An 18,157-nucleotide genomic window follows, 5' to 3' on the forward strand; every position below is an offset into this window, starting at 1 on the left:
TGCTTTCTTTGGTTACTTTCTTTGCAGCAGCAAAGAAAGTGACCCCCGCCCCGGGGAGGGGCAGTGCTAATAGACCGACACGAAACCGGGATCCGGCGAAACCCCCATCGACCTCTCCCGCGCCCTACCTCAATCGACGTGCGCAGCGAACCCCGTCCTCCCCACCGCCAGCTCCTCACGCAACGTGAGAAGAGGAATCGCATAATCCCCGTGATTCTGCTTGCGAAACGCGATAGGCGCGTCATCCCAGAGACGATCGAGCCGCTGCCCGAGCGCATCGTAAGTCGCACGAAGACGCGCATCGTCCATCATGCTCGTGTGATAGAGAACGAACGGCGGCAGCACATCGAACCCGGGATAGAACAACATCCCATGCTGGATCGGAAACAGAATATCGTCGATGGGTCCGTTGATCCCGCGCGGGCTGTAATGCGATTCCCACCCGCCCGTCGTGACGACGATCATCGCGCGCTTGCCCGCCATCATGCCTTCACCGTAACGGTCGCCCCAGTGCGTGTCCGAATGCTCGCCCACGCCGTAGCCGAAACCATACGCATACACGCGCTCGACCCAGCCCTTCATGATCGCGGGCATCGAAAACCACCACATCGGGAATTGCAGGATCAGGGCGTCGGCCCAGCGCAGCTTGTCCTGCTCGATTTCGATATCACGGCTCTGCAGACCGTTCTCGAATGCGTGCTTCGAGTCGAGGGCCGCATGAAACGGCGCATCGCCGTTACGTTCGCGGACGTCGTTGGCATCGAGCGAGGCTTTCCAGTTCATCGCGTACAGGTCGGAAACCTGCACCTCGTGGCCGTTGGCGCGCAGGCGCTCGACGGTGAAATCATTGATGGCGCCGTTCAGCGAACGACGTTCCGGATGGGCATACACGATCAGCACTTTCATCAGGCAATCTCCAAATCGGTTCAGGAATGATGGCCAGCTTAGAGACTGCGCGGGTATAGTGGAAATGAATATCTGAAATTGCAGGCATTGACATGAATAATATCTTGAGAAGGCTCGATCTCAATCTGCTCGTCACGCTCGATGTCCTGCTCGCCGAGCAGAATGTCACGCGCGCGGCCGAACGCCTTCATTTCTCGCAGCCGTCCGTGAGCGTGCATCTCGCCAAGCTGCGCGATATCTTCGGCGATCCCTTGCTGTTGCCCGGACCGCGCGGCATGCGGCCGACGGCGCGCGCCGAAAGTCTGCGCGAGCCATTGCGCGAGGCGCTCGCGTCGCTCGAACGCGCGGTGTCGCCGGAAGCCGCGTTCGATCCCGCGACCGCCGACAACACATGGCGCATCGCCGCCACCGACTACACCGAATCGACCGTGCTGCTGCCCGCGTTGAGCGGCTTGCGCGCGGCCGCGCCGCATACGCGGATCGCGGTGCTGGAGATCATGCCGCAGCGGCTCGCGAAGCAGGCGGAGAACGGCGAGATCGATCTCGCGTTTCACATCACATCGCCCGAAACGGCCGGCTTTCATCAGCAAGTGCTGTACACGGAAAGCTATGTGCTCGTGGGACGCAAGGATCATCCGCGATTGAAACGGCGGCCTACGCTCGCGCAGTTCTGCGCGTTGGAACACGTGATCGTGTCGCCCGATGGCGGAGGCTTCGCCGGGCCCACGGATGCCGCGCTCGCTACGCTCGGCATGACGCGGCATGTGGCGCTTTCGGTGCCGCACTTCCTGTTCGTGCGTTCCGTGCTCGCAACGACCGATCTCGTTTCGATGCAGCCGCTCAGGCTCGCGAAACACTGGCCCGAGTTGCGCAGTGTCGCGCCGCCCGTCGATGTACCCGGCTACGAGATGTCGATGTACTGGCACGAACGCGTCCATCGCGATCCGGCGCATCGATGGTTGCGCGACTTCATCGCGCAAGCTGTCTGAAAGCATTGCCAATCATTGATGACGTTTCCGCATGACCGTCTTTATCGTTAGTACCGATTCAGCGCATGAAACGTGAGTGCTACTGTTTGTCGGCAAATCCTTAATTGCTGCATGTGTCATGTGTCTGGTTGGCGTCGCTCCACGATCGTTTCGCGATTACAAAGAGGAGACTGATGATGTCAAAGGGCAAGTCGCGGCGGGGAATGAGTACCGTCATTGCAACGGGTACGGTGATGGCGGGGCTGGGCCTCTCGGCCACGGCGCACGCAGCGGGCGAGCCGATCAAGATCGGCGTCATCAGCGAAGAGTCCGCCGTGGCCGGTGCGTCGATCAGCAAGGCCGCGCAACTCGCCGCGGAAGAGATCAACGCCAAGGGCGGCGTCGATGGCCGGCAGATTCAGATCATCGCGTATGACGACCACTCGTCCGCGTCGGACGGCGTGCGTGCGTTTCAGCGCGCCGCGAGTCAGGACAAGGTGGTCGCGATCATCGGCAGTTATATCAGCGAAGTGGCGCTCGCGATGGAGCCGTGGTCCGCGCGCCTGAAGATGCCGTTCATCACGCCGGGCGCGGCGAGCAACGAAATCTCGAAGCGCGTCCACGACGATTACGCCAACTACAAGTACACCTTCCACGGCTGGATGACGTCCGCGTTCATCGCGCAATCGATCTGCGATTTCTCGCATGACGTGCTCGTCGGCGAGTTCAAGATGAAGACGACCGTCGTGATGAGCGAAGACGCCGCGTGGACCAAGCCGCTCGACGAACGCTACCTCGAATGCCTGCCGAAAGCGGGCCTGAAAGTGCTGGATCACATCCGCTTCAATCCGGACACGTCGGACTTCACGCCGATCTTCAATCAGATCGAAGCGAAGCATCCGGACACGATCACGACGGGCATCAGCCATGTCGGCGTGCAGCCGACCGTGCAATGGCACGATCAGCAAGTGCCGATTCCGATGTCGGGCCAAAGCTCGCAGGCCACGACGACGAGCTTCTGGAAAGACACCAACGGCGCGACCGAAGGCGTCATCACCGCATCGGCGGCGGCGCCCGGCGTCGCGATGACACCGAAGACCGTGCCTTTCGTCGAGTCGTACCAGAAGCACTTTGCCGGCGTATCGCCCGCATACGACGGCTTCACGAGCTATGACCTCGTGTACATCATCGCCGATGCGATTCATCGCAACCAGGGCTCGACCGATCCCGACAAGATGGTCGATGCGCTGGAGAAAACCGACTACGTCGGCACGATCGGACGCTGGCAGTTCTACGGCAAGAACGATCAGTTCACCCATGCGCTGAAGTACGGTGAAGGCTATATCACCGGCATCAACCTGCAATGGCAGAACGGCAAGCAGGTGGCGATCTGGCCGAAGTCGGTGGCGAACGGGAAGGTCAAGTTTCCGGCCTTCGTGAAGGTGCAGGCGGCCGCGAACTGAACGCCTTTGCGTCGCGCAAGGCGCGTGCGCCTTGCGCATGTTGCGGGGACCGGTTCCACGTGGACATCGACTAAAAAGGCCGCCATGCTGCCACTGCAAATACTCATCGATGGCTTCGCCATCAGTTCGCTCTATGCGCTCGGCGCGATCGGCTTCACGCTGATCTTCGGCGTCTCCGGCGTGCTCAATCTCGCGCACGGCGGCGTGATGCTGATCGCCGCGCTGCTCGGCTGGGCGCTCGCCGGCGAAGCGGGTCTGAGCACGTACATCGCCACGCCGCTCGGCGTGATCTGCGGGATGATCGCCGCTTTCATCACCTATTTCATGGTGGTGCGGCCGATTCAGAATTCCGCCGCGATTCCGCGTGAAGAGAAGGAGATCTTCGTGCTGACGGGCACGCTCCTCTGGGGCATCATGATCCAGCAGGGCATGGCCTATCTTTTCTCCGACAACCCCATCACGATGCGCCCGCTGATTCCCGGCGTCGCGAGCGTCGCGGGCGTGCGCGTGCCGTACAACGAGATCATGATCGCCGTAGTGTGCTGGGTCGTGATCGGCCTGTTGTGGCTCTTCGTGAATCGCACGAAAGCGGGCAAGGCGCTGCTCGCGGCATCGATGAATCCGCGCGGCCTCACGCTGCTCGGCTTCGAGCTGTCGCGCATCTATCTGCTCGCGTGGACGCTATACGGCGTGCTCGCGGGCATCGCGGGCGTGCTGCTCGCATCGTTTCTCGGTGTGAGCACGAACAACACGGGGCAACTCACGGCGAGCGCGTTTTCCATCGTCGTGCTGGGCGGTCTCGGGAGCGTCTCGGGTTCGTTGATGGCCGCTTATGTGGTGGGCTATCTTGAGACCGTCACCGCGTATCTCATCGCGCCGACGCTGCGGCCGCTGCCCGCGCTGCTGCTGCTCGTGCTCGTCGTGTATGTGCGGCCGCAAGGCTTTCTCGGACGGCGCTGATCATGAAAGACATCGTTCGCTCGCGCCTGACAATGTCCGCGATTCTGCTCGCGATCGTCGCCGCGACGCTGCCGTGGTGGCTCACCGGCTATATCCTCGGCGTGCTGACCGTCGCGTATTACTTCGGCGTCTTCGCGATGTCGTGGGACTTGCTGTTCGGCTTCGCCGGCGAGGTCAACTTCGGTCCGACATTCCTGATCGGACTCGGTGCCTATTCCGCCGCGATACTGAACGCGCACGCCGCCGCGCCGATACCCATATGCGTGATGGCGGGCGGCCTCGTCGCGCTCGTCGGCGGCCTGCTGCTCGCGGTGCCCGCATTGCGATTGCGCGGGCCGTACTTCGGCCTCGTCACGCTCGTCGCCGTATTGCTGCTGCAGAACGCGATCGTGATCTTCGCGGGCATCACGGGCGGCGAGATCGGCATGATGGTGCCCGACGTGATGTCCGTCGACGCAAGCAACAACTACTGGATCGCGCTCGCGTTCCTGATCGGCTGCGCGATCATCCTGTTCGGCCTGTCGCGCTCGGCGATCGGTCTCATTCTGCAGGCGAGCGGGCAGGACACCGTCGGCGCGCAGGCGCTCGGCTTCAACGTCGTGAAGCACAAGCTCGCGGCCTTCTGCATCAGCGCGGTGTTCTCGGGCGTCGCGGGCGCGATGCTCGTGTTCTATCAGGGCACGGCGTCGGTGAGCACGGTGGTCGATATCGGCATCGGCGTGCAGATCATCATCGCGGCCGTGCTTGGCGGGCGGCGCACGATACTCGGCGCGGTGCTCGGCTCGATCTTTCTCATCGTGGCGGGCGAATTCCTGCGTCCGCTCGGGCAGATCAACACGTTCGTGGTCGCGGCCGTCGCGCTCGCGGTCATCCTGTTCTTTCCGGATGGATTGCTCGGCAACATTCTCCGCGTGAAGGAGCGCGAATGAACGATTCACCTCTGCTCTCCGTGCGCGGTCTGACGAAACGCTTCGGCGGTCTCGTCGCGGTGAAGGATATCGGCTTCGATATCCAGCCCGGCGAGATACTCGGCCTGATCGGTCCGAACGGCTCGGGCAAGTCGACGGTGATGAAGCTCATCATGGGCATCGAGCGGCCCAACGCGGGTTCGATCAAGGTCGATGGCGTCGAGATGGCCGGCTGGCTGCCGCATCGCATCGCGCGCGCGGGCGTGGGCATCGTGTTTCAGCATTCGCGGCCGCTGCATCGGCAAACGGTGCTGGAGCACATCAAGCTCGCGCTGTTGCCCGACTCGCTCGTGAAGCTCGCCGCCGATCCGCATGTCAATCGCCGCGCGCGCGAGATCGCGGAGCGCGTGGGTCTCGCGAAAGTGATGCATCGTCATCCGGCGACGCTGCCCTTCGCCGATCTGCGCCGCATGGAAATGGCGAAGGCGATTGCGCGCGATCCGCGCGTCGTGCTCGTCGACGAGCCTTTCGCGGGACTCACCGCGGCCGAGTCGGAAACCTTCTCCGAACTGATCCGCGGCTTTCGCGCGGAAGGGCGCGCGGTGCTGCTCGTCGATCACAACGTGAAGAGCCTCGCGGCGCTCGCGGATCGCGTGCTCGCGATGTATCTCGGCGAGTATGTCGCGCAAGGCACCGCCGACGAGGTGATGCGAAACGAAACCGTGCGCCGCGTGTATCTCGGCGGCAAGATCGAGGCGCGCGAGCGCGGCGCGGAAGTGGTGAACAGCAAGCCTTCGATCCTTCAGGTCGACAATGTAGGCGTGCTGTACGGCAAGGCGCGCGCGCTCGATGGCGTGAACATGCATGTGCGCGAAGGCGAGTTCGTATCGGTCGTGGGATTGAACGGCGCAGGCAAGACGACGCTCTTCAACGCGATCTCCGGGCTCGTGCCTTACGAAGGAACCATCCACTACGGCTCGAAGGATCTGAAGGGCATGAGCGGCGCGGCGATCGCACGCGGGGGCATCGTGCAATGCCCGGAAACGCGCGAGCTTTTCGGCGATATGACCGTGCGCGAGAACCTCGATCTCGGCGGCTATCATCTCTCCGACAAGGCGCGCGCCGATCAGCTCAAATGGCTCTTCGAACTCTTTCCGATTCTCGAAGCGCGTGAGAAGCAGACCGCGCGCACGCTGTCGGGCGGCGAGCAGCAGATGCTCGCCATCGCTCGCGCGCTGATGATGCAGCCGAAGCTCCTCATTCTCGACGAGCCGACGCTCGGCCTCGCGCCGGTGATTCTGGAGCAATTGTCGAAGGCGATGGAACTGATGCAGAAGACCACGCCGATCACCGTGCTGCTCGGCGAGCAGAACGTCACGTTCGCGCTGCCTCATGCGGACCGGGTCTATGTGCTCGAACATGCGCGCATCGTGTGGGAGGGCAGCCCGTCGCGTTTCGAGAAGGAGATGGGGCGCGGGTTCCTCGAAGCGGTGCCGTCCGAGCCGATGCAAGCGAGAGCATGACGCCTTCGCTGTTGCGCAAAAACACCACACGTAGTGCACGAAACCACGCATCGCGACAATTGATGTGTTAAAAATCGCGTGCCTTCATGCGTCACGCCGAAGCCGCGTTCATCTAGACAGTGAACTGAAAGGCGACGCATCGAAGCCCCACAAAATCGCTAATAAATAGACGCTCCAACACATCATGAAGACAATCACATCGCGTGCCATCGCAGGAATGGGTGCATCGGTCATCGCGCTCGCCTGTCAGTCCGCATTCGCGCAAACCTCGGTCACGCTCTATGGCGTCGCCGACGTCAGCGTGCGTTATCTCACGAACGCCAACGCCAATAACGACGGCAAGCTGTTCATGACCAACGGCGCGATCACCAACAGCCGATTCGGTATGAAGGGCGAGGAAGATCTCGGCGGCGGCCTGAAGGCGATCTTCCGGCTGGAAAGCGGTGTGGAACTGGAGAACGGCCAGTACTCCGACAGCGCGCGCGCATTCAATCGCGCGGCCTACGTCGGCCTGTCGAGCCAGTACGGCACGGTGACGCTCGGCCGTCAGAAGACGCCGCTCTTCGACATGCTCGGCGACACGTATGATCCGCTCACCGTCGGCAACTACTTCGAGAACGCGTGGCTGCCGGTTGCACTGGGCGCGGGTCTCTATGCCGATAACGCGGTGAAGTACAACGGCACGTTCGCGGGCCTCACGCTCGGCGCGATGTACTCGTTCGGCACGAACTACACGGCGACGGGCGCGGGTGGCTTCTCCGGTCAGGTGCCGGGCCATATGGGCGCGGGCAACATGTACGGCTTCACGGCGTCGTACGCGATGGGCCCGTTGTCCATCGGCGGCGGTTATCAGCAGAACAGCGACAACTCGTCGAACAAGCAGAAGATCTGGAACGCGAACGCGGTCTATACGATCGGCGCGGCCAAGCTCTATGCGGGCTATCTGCATTCGACCGACGACACCGGCTTCGTCGACAGCATCCTGCAACAGCGCGGGCTCGTGTCGGGCACGGATATCCTGAAGGGCTCGGGCCGCCGCGACGACGGTCCGTTCGCGGGCATCACGTATCAGGTCACGCCGGCGCTGCTGCTCACGGGCGCGTTCTACTACGATCACATGAAGAACGCGGCCATCGGCGGCGGCGCGACGGGCAGCGGCAATCGCTACACGGGCGTCGCGCTGGCGGAGTATGCATTGTCGAAGCGCACCGAAGTGTATGGCACCGTCGACTTCAACAAGGTGACGGGCGCGGCGGATGTCGAATTGCCGGGCCGCTCGAATCAGACGGGCGTATCGATCGGCTTGCGCAACATCTTCTGATCGCGCGTCAGCGCACGCGCAAGGTATAGCGCGTGCGCTGACGATACACCGCGTCGGGACGCAGGACGGCACGCTCGCCGTCCATGTTGATCTCGTCCGGAAAGCCGCCTGCTTCGAGACACAGCCCCGCATGTTTGCGATAGCGCGACCCATTGCGCGCGCTCACGCCTTCCAGATAATTCCCCGAGTAGAACTGCAAGCCGCGCGCATCGGTGGCGACGCTCAATTCGCGTCCGCTCGACGGGTCGAACAGCACGGCGACCGTGCGCGGCTCTTGCGCGTCTTCGCCCAGCACATAGCAATGATCGAAGCCGCCCGCGAGCGCGAGTTGCGGATGCGATGCATCGAGACGCGCCCCGATCGATGCAGCCTCGCGCAAATCGAACGCGCTGTTCGCTACCGCTTCGCGTGCAACGGGAATCGACCTTGCATCGATCGCAAGATACGTGTCCGATGCAATCGATATTTCATGATCGCGAATGCTCGCGTCATTGCCCAGATTGAAGTACGCATGGTTCGTGAGGCTGACGGGCGTCGGCGCATCGGTGTGCGCTTCGTAATCGATCGATAACGTGCCCGCGTCGTTCAGTGCGTAGCGCACGGTCACGTCGAGATTGCCGGGAAAGCCCGCCGCGCCCGCGGGCGAGTGCAGCGTCATGACGAGCGCGTCATCGGCTACGTCCACGCGCCACATCTGCCGATGAAAACCCGCCGAGCCGCCATGCAGATGATTCGCGCCTTCGTTGCGCTCGACCTGATACGCGATGCCGTCGAGCATGAAGCGTCCATCGCGGATGCGATTGGCCCAGCGCCCGATGATCGCGCCCATGAATGCGCTGCCGTTCAGATAGTCGGCGGGCGTGTCGTGACCGAGCAGCACGTCGGCGAAATGTCCGTCGCGATCGGGCGCGAACCATGAGACGAGCGTCGCGCCCAGATCGCTGATCTCGATGCGCATACCCGACGCACTGCGCAGCGTGTAGAGATGCGCGTCGTCCCAGGGACGAATGTCGATGAGAGAAGAGGAGGTCATGCGCGCGATCATCTCACGGACGCGCCGCGACTTCATCGAGATGCAGCAGCAGATCCGCGGGATCTTCATACACGCGCAAGGCGCCCGAGCGCTCCAGTTCGTCGCTGCCATAGCCGCCCGAGAGCAGGCCGACGCCGAGCGAGCGGCATCGACGCGCGGCCAGCATGTCCCAGATGCTGTCGCCGACGACGACCGTATGTTCGATCGGCACGTTCAGGCGCGCGGCCGCGGCGAGGAAGAGATCGGGATCGGGCTTCGCGTACTTCACCATGTCGCGCGTGATGACCACCTGCTTCGACGGATCGACGCCCAGCGCTTCGAGATTGACCTGCGCGGTCTCCATGCGTCCGCTCGTCGCGATGGCCCATTTCGTACCGGCCTGCGTCAGCGCTGCGAGCAGCTCGCGCGCACCCGGCAGCGGGCAGACCTGCGCGCGCAGCCGCTTGTACGCTTCCGCATGCAACAGACGCAGCCGCTCGACGCGATCCGCGCTGATCTCGCCATGCGTTTCGCGCAGCAACTGATTGGTGAAGAGCCCGCCGCTCATGCCGATCTTGCGATGGATGCGCCACACGGACAACTCGATTCCTTCGGCGTCGAGCGCTTCCTTCCACGCGAGCACGTGCTGATAGACGCTATCGACGAGCGTGCCGTCCAGGTCGAACAGGAATGACGTTTCGATACGCATGATCTTCTCCCATGAGTGTGTCCGAGCGACTTCATGATACGCAGGATCGGGCAAGCGGGCTGCCGCAAGTGCGATAATGGATGCTTGCGCCGCGAGCCGGTTACCTCGCGGACAATACGCACAAAGTCCTTGAATTTTGCATCAATTACGCATGACGGAGCCTATCTTGACCCGCATCGACAATCCCTCCCGCGATCAGGAAGCAGGCGTGGCCGACGCCACGCAAGACACGACCCGTATCGACGATACGCGCATCGGCGCCGTGCGTCCGCTGATCTCGCCGGCCCTGCTGCTCGACGAATTGCCGGTGACGCCCGAGGTGCAGACGCTCGTCGAGGAAAGCCGCGGCGCGATCGCGAACATACTGCATGGCCGCGATGACAGGCTCGTCGTGGTCGTCGGTCCGTGCTCCATTCACGATCACGATCAGGCGATGGAATACGCGCAGCGTCTGAAGAAAGTCGCGGACCAGTTGCGCGACGATCTCTTCATCGTGATGCGCGTGTACTTCGAAAAACCCCGCACGACGGTGGGCTGGAAAGGCTATATCAACGATCCGCGTCTGGACGGCAGCTTCCGCATCAACGAAGGTCTGCGCCGCGCGCGCGAACTTCTGCTCGACATCAGCGCGCTGGGTCTTCCGACCGCCACGGAGTTTCTCGATCTGCTGAGCCCGCAATACATCGCCGATCTGATCGCGTGGGGCGCGATCGGCGCGCGCACGACGGAGAGCCAGAGTCACCGGCAGCTTGCATCGGGTCTGAGTTGTCCGATCGGCTTCAAGAACGGCACCGACGGCGGCGTGCAGGTCGCGGCGGATGCGATCGTCGCGGCGCGCGCGAGCCACGCGTTCATGGGCATGACGAAGATGGGCATGGCCGCGATCTTCGAGACGCGCGGCAACGACGACTGCCATGTCATCTTGCGCGGCGGCACGAAGGGACCCAACTACGATGCGGAAAGTGTCGCGGCGGCGTGCGGTGCATTGGCGAAGCTCGGCCAGCGCGAGCAGGTGATGATCGATTGCTCGCATGCCAACTCGAACAAGTCGCATCTGCGTCAGGTGGATGTTGCGCAGGACATCGCGCGGCAACTCGAAGCGGGCGAGCGACGCATCACCGGCGTGATGATCGAGAGCCATCTGGAAGAGGGGCGTCAGGATCTCAAGCCCGGCGTGCCGCTCAAGCATGGCGTGTCGATCACCGATGCGTGCCTGGGCTGGACGCAGAGCGAGCCGGTGCTCGAACTGCTTGCGCAGGCTGTGAGAAAGCGCCGCGCGGGGTGAGCCGGGTAATGCCGATGCGGGGGCGATATAGCGTTTTCGATGGAACGCTACCTCGCCACCGCCGCATTCAACGCATTGACCCAGTTGCCGAATGCGGCTGATTAACGCGCTGCAAGCGACTTGATGAACGATTCGTCATCGAGCAGCATGCCGATCAGCTTTCGGTACAAAGCTTCATACTGCCTCGCTGCTTCAGGAATCGCGATGGCACCCACAAACGGCGAGTCCCACGTCGAATCCACATGAAGTGTCCGATCGTACTGTACGGCCTCGGAACGCGTGACGACAAAGCGCGCCGTCAACGAGGCATTGCCTGTGCCAATAGGTCCATTCATGGTGCTGTCGAGAAGCGTGCCCGAGATTATCGTGTTGGCTTGCGGATCGAGTAGTCCTGCCGATTGCAACTGGACGCGCAATGCCTCACGCAGATATTGAGCCATCGAGTCCTTCACGGGAGAGGTCACGGTACTGCCACGGACGCTGACACTGCGGTCCATGCCTTCCGGTTGCGATGGGTCCAGCGCGAACGTGCCGATCTCCACCTTGCCGGGAGGGGGATTGGCGCGGCGCAGCTTGGCGACATTTTCGACGCTTGGTTGCGGGGCATGCATCGGGATCTGCACACATCCGGCCAAAAGCATGACCGCGCTCAAAGACAGCGGTGCTATCCAGTTGATTGCTCTCATGACGACCTCACTCGAACGCGGGATCGCGTGACAAGTCGTCAAGCGCGTTGCTCAGCACATCGAGCGTCATTTGATTGATGGCATCCAGCGCCGACGGCGACTTCTGCGCGTTCGCTGGCGCACTGGCGTTTCCAATAGTCGTGTGGATCGCGTGACGTGCCGTTTTGACGATCGGCGTGGTCCGATTGGGAGCGAGATAGCTGACGGTGCAGATATACCCATCCGTGACGGTATTGCCGGCGAGCCCGAAGGTCAGACCGGTGACAAAGCCTTTGGAAGCGGCGTCTTCCGTGATGGGGACGTTGTTGAGGGTGACGCTGAGCATGCCCGCGTTTGGCTGCGGGTTTGAGGAAACCGTGGAAAACAGCCCGGAATCCTTGACTTCCTTGCTTACCGCGCTGCTCAACGTATCCGTTGCCCGTGCATTGGGCGCTCCCTTAGTCTGGAACTCGAACACGAGTTGCACTGGTTTCGGATCGGCGACCTTTTTCATTTGGGCAACCGGCACTTGCTTCGTCTGTGTGTCGACATAGACGCTGGTGCACGCAGCGAGAAGCGTTGTAGCGAGTAACACCGATGCGGTGACGATGCGGCGAAAGATCGCCATATTCCCGGGCGTATTTGTTTCGTTATGCATAGTTATATGGATATTGTCATTGGTATTTTGTTCGTCGAACCTGGAGACATCCCGTGCGATGTCGAGCTCAGCATCGCCCACTAACGCACGGCGATGGTAGCAGAGCGAAACACCAAACTTGAAAGTCAAAAGATTGTTTTTTGTCAACGAAAAGCCGGACGAGGCTCTGGCTTTCGACTAGACGAGGGACGTTTCGGATGATCTCGATGTGGTTCGAGCGTGAGGATGGGTAATTGCCGCGAATGGCGCTGTCTGCCGACGCTACGCGATCGAAACGGGCTGCCGCCGAATGCGAGGTTTGCGGATCATCCCTACCTCGCCACCGCCGCATTCAACGCATCGACCAGCGCCAGCGGATCGAACGGCTTGCGCACCTGAACCGCTCTCGGCAACGCGCGCCGCTCGTCATCGCTGAGCGCGAGATCGTAGCCGCTCACGAACACGACGCCCAGCTCAGGCGCTTCGCGACACGCGGCGATGGCCAGATCCACGCCGGATTGCCCCGCGAGATCCACATCCGTCAGCAGCACTTCGAAGCGATACTGGCGCAACAGCGCAAGCGCCTCATCGACGCTGCCTGCATCGATCAGATCAAGCCCGAACGTGCGCAACAACTCGGCGGTGCTCGTGCGCACGAGTTCGTCGTCTTCGACGAACAGCACGCGCATGCACGACAGCGCATCGTTCTCGGCGACACGCGGCACATGCGTGTCGATGTCCGCGACAACGGCTTCCGACGCCTGCGCGGACAGCCCGAGCACATGCCGCACCTTGCGCGCCAGCGCCTCGTGCGTATAAGGCTTGCTCAACAGATCGATGCCTTCGTCGAGCCGCCCCGCATGCACGATCGCGTTATCGGTATAGCCCGACGTGAACAGCACCGCGATGCCCGGCACGCGTTCCCGCGCCTTGCGCGCGAGTTCGGTGCTGCGCAACGGCCCGGGCATCACGACATCGGTGAAGAGCAGATCGAGCGGCACGCCGCTCTCGACGATCGCGAGCGCGCTCTGCGCATCCTTCGCCCGCAGCACGCGATAGCCGAGATCGACGAGCAGCTCGACGACGGTGGCGCGCACTTCCTCATCGTCCTCGACGACGAGAATGGTTTCGCTGCCGCCCTTCGCCGGGCCCGCATCGATATTGATTTCGAGGTCCTCTTCGGCACGCGCGCGCGGCAGATAGAGGCGCACCGTCGTGCCGTGTCCCTGCTCGCTGTACACCTTCACGTGTCCGCCGGACTGCTTGACGAAGCCGTACACCATCGAGAGCCCGAGGCCCGTGCCCTGGCCTTCGCGCTTGGTCGTGAAGAACGGCTCGAACGCGCGTTCCTGCACTTCGGGCGACATGCCCGAGCCCGTGTCCGTCACGGCGACCATCACGTACTGGCCGACCGATACGTCGGCGTTGCGCATCGCGTAGGTTTCGTCGAGCGATGCGTTGCCCGCTTCGATCGTGAGCTTGCCGTGACCGTTCATCGCATCGCGCGCGTTGATCGCGAGATTGAGCAATGCGTTCTCGACCTGGAACGGATCGACGAGCGTATTCCACAAGCCGCCCGACACGATGGTCTCGATCTCGATGCCGTCGCCGAGCGCGCGGCGGAACATGTCGTCGAGGCCGCGCACGAAGCGCCCCAGATTCACGACCTTCGGCGCGAGCGGCTGACGTCTGCCGAACGCGAGCAACTGCGACGCGAGATTCGCGCCGCGCGCGACGCCCGCGAGCGCATTCCTCACGCGCTGCTCCGGCTTGTCCTTGCCGGCGACGTCCTTCGCGAGCAATTGCAGATTGCCGCCGATCACCTGCAGCAGGTTGTTGAAGTCGTGCGCGACGCCGCCCGTCAGCTTGCCGATGGCTTCCATCTTCTGCGCCATGCGCAGCGCTTCTTCGGCGTGACGCAGCGCGTCGGCGGTTTCGCGATCCGCCGTGACGTCGCGGCCCACGCCGTGAATGCGCCGCGTGCGCGGATCGAGCGACACCGTCCACGCGATCCAGCGCCAGCCGCCGTCCGAGCGGCTCAGACGGCATTCGTAGCGCACCGGCAGGCCGTTCGCGCGCAACTTGCCGAGTTCGGCCGTGGCGCCGTGCGAATCGTCCGGATGCACGAGGTCCATCACCGTGTGCGAATGCAGGCGTTGCGAATCGAAGCCGAGTACCGTCGTCCATGAAGGACTGACGCGCAACAGCGCGCCCTCGAAGCTCGCGACGAAGAACAGATCCTCGCTCAGTTCCCATAAGCGATCGCGGTCCGCGACGGCATCGGCCACGCGGCGTTCCAGCGTTTCGTTCAGATCGCGCAGCGCGTCCTGCGCCTTCGTGCGCTCGTCGATCTCGTCCTGCGCGGCCTGATAGAGACGCGCGTTGTCGATGGCGATCGCCGCCTGCGACGCGATGCCGGTCAGGATCCGCTCCGCGCGGTCCGTGAAGATGCCCGGCTCGGGATGGCCGAAGAAGAGTCCGCCGAGCACTTCGCCGTTGCGCGAGACGACCGGCGCGGCGAGATAGCTGCACACGGCGAGATGGCCCTTCGGCATGCCGTGATGCGGCGCGTTGTGACCGTAGCGCAGATCTTTCGTGATGTCGTCGGAGCGCACGATGCCTTCGCCCGCGAATGTCGGGCCGAACACGGCGGTATTGCGCGGCATCGGGAATCGGGAGAACGTGTCCTTCGGCACGCCCGACAGCGTGTAGAGCGTATAGCGGGCGCCCTTGTCGTCGAGCACGTTGTAGAAGAACGAGCCGAAGGCGGCGCCTGTCAGCTCGGTCGCGGCATCGACGACGACCTGCACCGCGCGGCTCAGTTCGAGTTCGCCCGCGACCGTCGTGCCGACGCGGTTGAGAATCTCCAGCGTGCGCGATTCGTCGCGCAGCTTCTGTTCGGTCGCGTGACGCAATCGCGCGAGGCGCAGATTGCTCGCCACGCGTGCGAGCAGTTCGCGCGCGGAGAAGGGCTTGGTCAGATAATCGTCCGCGCCCGCTTCGAGTCCGCCGACGCGCTCCTCCTCGCCCGCGCGCGCCGACAGCAGCACTACGGGCGTCTCGCGCAGCGCCTCGTCCTCGCGCAGCGCGCGCAGGAGCCCGAAGCCGTCGAGGCGCGGCATCATCACATCGGAGACGATCACCTCGGGATGCGCCGTTCGCGCGATGGCGAGCGCGGCTTCGCCATCGGCGGCGACGCTGACCTCGTGGCCCGCCGCGACAAGCATGCGGCGCATGTAGTCGCGCAGGTCGGCGTTGTCGTCGACCACGAGCACGCGGCCCGGCAGCGCGTCGGCGAGCGTCGGCTCATCGGTCGCGTTCACGCCGAGCGCCGTGTCGTCATCGCTCTCGACGACGGGCTGCTCATTCGCGTCGGGCATCCAGCGCATGGCGGCATCGACGTACGAACGCGCGCGTATGCTCGCTTCGGCATGCGGCGCGCCGTCTGCGTCAGCGGCGGGTTCGCGCGGCGCGGGCAACGTGACGGTGAAGCACGCGCCATCGCCGGGCGTGCTCTCCACACGGATCGTGCCGCCGTGCAGCTTGACGAGCTCCTGCACCATCGCGAGCCCGATGCCGCTGCCTTCCATCGAACGGCCCGCCGCGCCCGCGACGCGATGAAAGCGCTCGAACACGCGCGCAAGTTCCTGCTGCGGAATGCCGATGCCGGTATCGCTCACGCAAAGTTCGATGCCGTGCTCCGCGTTCTTGTGCAGCGCAATCCGGATGACGCCGTCGAACGTGAACTTGAACGCGTTCGACAGCAGATTCATCACGATCTTTTCCCACATGTCGCGGTCGATCTCCGCGATCACGGGCGCCGGTCCGGTGTCGATTTCCAGACGCAGGCCGGCCGTTTCGATCGCCGAGCGAAAGAGCGATGCGAGTTCGGCGGTGAACACGGCGATGTCCGTCGGCTGCCGATGAATCTCGATGCGCCCAGCCTCGATGCGCGAGAAGTCGAGCAGCGCGTTGACGAGCTTCAGGAGCCGCAAGCCGTTGCGATGCATGACCTCGACGTTTCGCATGTCCTCCCGGCTCACGCGGCCTGGACTCGCGAGCAGCTCTTCGAGCGGGCCGAGCATCAGCGTGAGCGGCGTCCTGAACTCGTGGCTGATGTTGGAGAAGAACGTGGTCTTCGCGCGGTCGATTTCGGCGAGCGCTTCGGCGCGCCGGCGCTCTTCGTCGTAGGCGTGCGCGTAGCCGATCGCCGCGCCGATCTGGCCCGCGACCAGATTGACGAACGCGCGATACCCTTCGTCGAACAGGCGATAGGGATTGAGCGCGGCGATCAGCACGCTCGAAAGGCCCGTTTCGCCCGAGGGCGCGATGGGCACGATCACCGCGCTCGCCGGCGCGACGCTCCATGCGCCGGTGGGCAGCGGCGCGTCGATGAGGCGATCCAGATGCGTGACGATGCGCGCCTCGTTGTCGCGCAGCACCTCGTGAAAGGGCCACGGGTTCGGGTGCGCCGCGTGCAGGATCGCGGGCGCGGCGCGATGCTCCGGCCCGATGCCGCAAGCGCCGACGAGCGCCGCCGTGTCGCCGCCGGGATCGACCGCATAGAGCAGCGCGAAGGGCATGTCGCGCGATGCGCCTTCGAGCGCGTTCATCGAACGTTCGCACGCCTCGCGCCAGGTGCGCGCGTCGGCCGCCGATGCCGCCAGCTCGCGCAGCACATTCAACTGGCGCTCGCCGAGCACGCGTTGCGTGTCGTCGCTGTTCGCGCAGATGATGCCGCCCGCGCCGCCGCGGTCGTCGGGAATCGGGCTGTAGGAGAACGTGTAATACGTTTCCTCGGGAAAGCCGTTGCGCTCCATGATGAGGAGCTTCTGTTCGACGTAGGTGCCTTCGACGCCCACGAGCGCGGTGTCGAGCAGCGGGCCGATCTCGTTCCAGATTTCGCGCCACACGACCGACGTCGGCCGGCCGAGTGCCTGCGGATGCTTGCCGCCGATGATTGGCTTGTACGCGTCGTTATAGAAGAAGAGCAGGTCGGGCCCCCAGCCGACCCAGATCGGCTGGCGCGACGTCAGCATGATGCGGATGGCCGTCTTGAGACTTTGCGGCCAGTGTTCGGGCGAGCCGAGCGCGGTTTGTGTCCAATCGATTTCGCGGATGAGCGCGCCCATTTCGCCGCCGCCCAGGAGAAAGCTCGGGTCCAGCCCGTTCATCCTCGTATCCGCGATCAGATTGTCAGCTTTCATCGACGCTTGGTCTCCTCGCCCGGTCTCGATGCGGCGACGTCATGTGCCGGCAATGCACGTATTAAGGTTCGAATCGCTTGCGCGATGGTTCACGGCACGCAGGCGATTTTCGAATTCTCGCATGGAAAACGGCTTCGGTTTGTGTCGGCCTTGTGCGCGGCAGGCCCGCCTGCAACCGCGCTCCGGTGTCTTTGCATCATCGGACGGGAACGCGCCGGACGTTCGGAACGCAATTTGCTGAACCGATACCGACACAAGCACATTGCGTACTCACGCAGCCACGACGTTCGAGAACATGTCCAGATCGATGCCCAGAACCACACTCACCTCCGAAGCAGGGACGTACGAAGGCTTCGACATCTACGCGTCGTATGTGGTCAACGCGACGGGCATGCACATCGGCACACTCAAGGTGGTTCGCAAGCGCGACAAGCGCGTGCTCTATCCATTCGATGGCTGCGAGACCATCGGCCCGTTCGAATCGAGCGAGGACGCGCGACATGCCGCCGAAGCGCTCGGCAGACGCATCGTCACGGCGGACATCGCCAATCCCGAGCCTTGATCGCGTGCCGGCGCGAATGTCCTATGACACG

At 63.5% G+C, this 18,157-nt stretch carries 14 protein-coding genes; 8 read left to right on the top strand and 6 right to left on the bottom strand.

Annotated features, from left to right (window positions below):
* Positions 1–129: 129 nt before the first annotated feature.
* The gene (locus QCE73_RS19835; protein ID WP_309883225.1) at positions 130–906 is read right to left on the bottom strand and encodes an NAD(P)H-dependent oxidoreductase; all 777 of its coding nucleotides are present in this window, start codon (positions 904–906) and stop codon (positions 130–132) included.
* Between the two features lie 92 nt (positions 907–998).
* Between QCE73_RS19835 and QCE73_RS19840 the strand changes: the two genes are divergently transcribed.
* The 6 genes from QCE73_RS19840 (at position 999) to QCE73_RS19865 (ending at position 8,049) form a co-directional block, all read left to right on the top strand.
* Complete coding sequence (locus QCE73_RS19840; protein ID WP_309883226.1) at positions 999–1,895, top strand: LysR family transcriptional regulator; 897 nt, start codon at positions 999–1,001, stop codon at positions 1,893–1,895.
* A 203-nt stretch (positions 1,896–2,098) separates the two neighbouring features.
* Positions 2,099–3,337, top strand: coding sequence for an ABC transporter substrate-binding protein (locus tag QCE73_RS19845; protein WP_238215122.1), 1,239 nt, complete (start codon positions 2,099–2,101; stop codon positions 3,335–3,337).
* Positions 3,338–3,421: 84 nt separating this feature from the next.
* The gene (locus QCE73_RS19850; protein ID WP_309883227.1) at positions 3,422–4,297 is read left to right on the top strand and encodes a branched-chain amino acid ABC transporter permease; all 876 of its coding nucleotides are present in this window, start codon (positions 3,422–3,424) and stop codon (positions 4,295–4,297) included.
* Between the two features lie 2 nt (positions 4,298–4,299).
* Positions 4,300–5,226 carry a branched-chain amino acid ABC transporter permease gene (locus QCE73_RS19855; RefSeq protein WP_309883228.1) on the top strand — a complete coding sequence of 309 codons (927 nt, stop codon included), beginning with the start codon at positions 4,300–4,302 and terminating at the stop codon, positions 5,224–5,226.
* The gene (locus tag QCE73_RS19860) at positions 5,223–6,728 is read left to right on the top strand and encodes an ATP-binding cassette domain-containing protein (protein WP_309883229.1); all 1,506 of its coding nucleotides are present in this window, start codon (positions 5,223–5,225) and stop codon (positions 6,726–6,728) included. The genes QCE73_RS19855 and QCE73_RS19860 overlap by 4 nt, the downstream gene beginning before the upstream one ends.
* Before the next feature lie 184 nt (positions 6,729–6,912).
* The gene (locus QCE73_RS19865; protein ID WP_309883230.1) at positions 6,913–8,049 is read left to right on the top strand and encodes a porin; all 1,137 of its coding nucleotides are present in this window, start codon (positions 6,913–6,915) and stop codon (positions 8,047–8,049) included.
* 7 nt (positions 8,050–8,056) lie between these two features.
* On the opposite strand, the gene QCE73_RS19870 is transcribed toward QCE73_RS19865, so the two are convergent.
* On the bottom strand, positions 8,057–9,082 hold the full coding sequence (locus QCE73_RS19870) for an aldose epimerase family protein (RefSeq protein WP_309883231.1): 1,026 nt from the start codon (positions 9,080–9,082) through the stop codon (positions 8,057–8,059).
* Between the two features lie 13 nt (positions 9,083–9,095).
* A complete protein-coding gene (locus QCE73_RS19875) occupies positions 9,096–9,770 on the bottom strand; it encodes an HAD family hydrolase (protein ID WP_309883232.1) in 675 nt (224 codons plus the stop codon).
* Positions 9,771–9,936: 166 nt separating this feature from the next.
* Between QCE73_RS19875 and QCE73_RS19880 the strand changes: the two genes are divergently transcribed.
* Entirely contained in the window at positions 9,937–11,055 is a 1,119-nt protein-coding gene (locus QCE73_RS19880) for a 3-deoxy-7-phosphoheptulonate synthase (protein ID WP_035509695.1), read from the top strand.
* Between the two features lie 101 nt (positions 11,056–11,156).
* Here QCE73_RS19880 and QCE73_RS19885 read toward each other — a convergent pair whose 3' ends face one another.
* The 3 genes from QCE73_RS19885 to QCE73_RS19895 all read right to left on the bottom strand — a co-directional run bounded on the left by QCE73_RS19885 (position 11,157) and on the right by QCE73_RS19895 (position 17,564).
* A complete protein-coding gene (locus QCE73_RS19885) occupies positions 11,157–11,741 on the bottom strand; it encodes a hypothetical protein (RefSeq protein ID WP_309883233.1) in 585 nt (194 codons plus the stop codon).
* 7 nt (positions 11,742–11,748) lie between these two features.
* A complete protein-coding gene (locus QCE73_RS19890) occupies positions 11,749–12,525 on the bottom strand; it encodes a hypothetical protein (protein ID WP_309883234.1) in 777 nt (258 codons plus the stop codon).
* Positions 12,526–12,689: 164 nt separating this feature from the next.
* Positions 12,690–17,564: a response regulator gene (locus QCE73_RS19895; protein ID WP_309883235.1), complete on the bottom strand. Its 4,875-nt coding sequence runs from the start codon at positions 17,562–17,564 to the stop codon at positions 12,690–12,692.
* Positions 17,565–17,871: 307 nt separating this feature from the next.
* Between QCE73_RS19895 and QCE73_RS19900 the strand changes: the two genes are divergently transcribed.
* Entirely contained in the window at positions 17,872–18,126 is a 255-nt protein-coding gene (locus QCE73_RS19900; protein WP_035509638.1) for a DUF6723 family protein, read from the top strand.
* Positions 18,127–18,157: the final 31 nt, after the last annotated feature.

This window comes from Caballeronia sp. LZ029 (genome assembly GCF_031451275.1).
Lineage (GTDB): Bacteria > Pseudomonadota > Gammaproteobacteria > Burkholderiales > Burkholderiaceae > Caballeronia > Caballeronia jiangsuensis.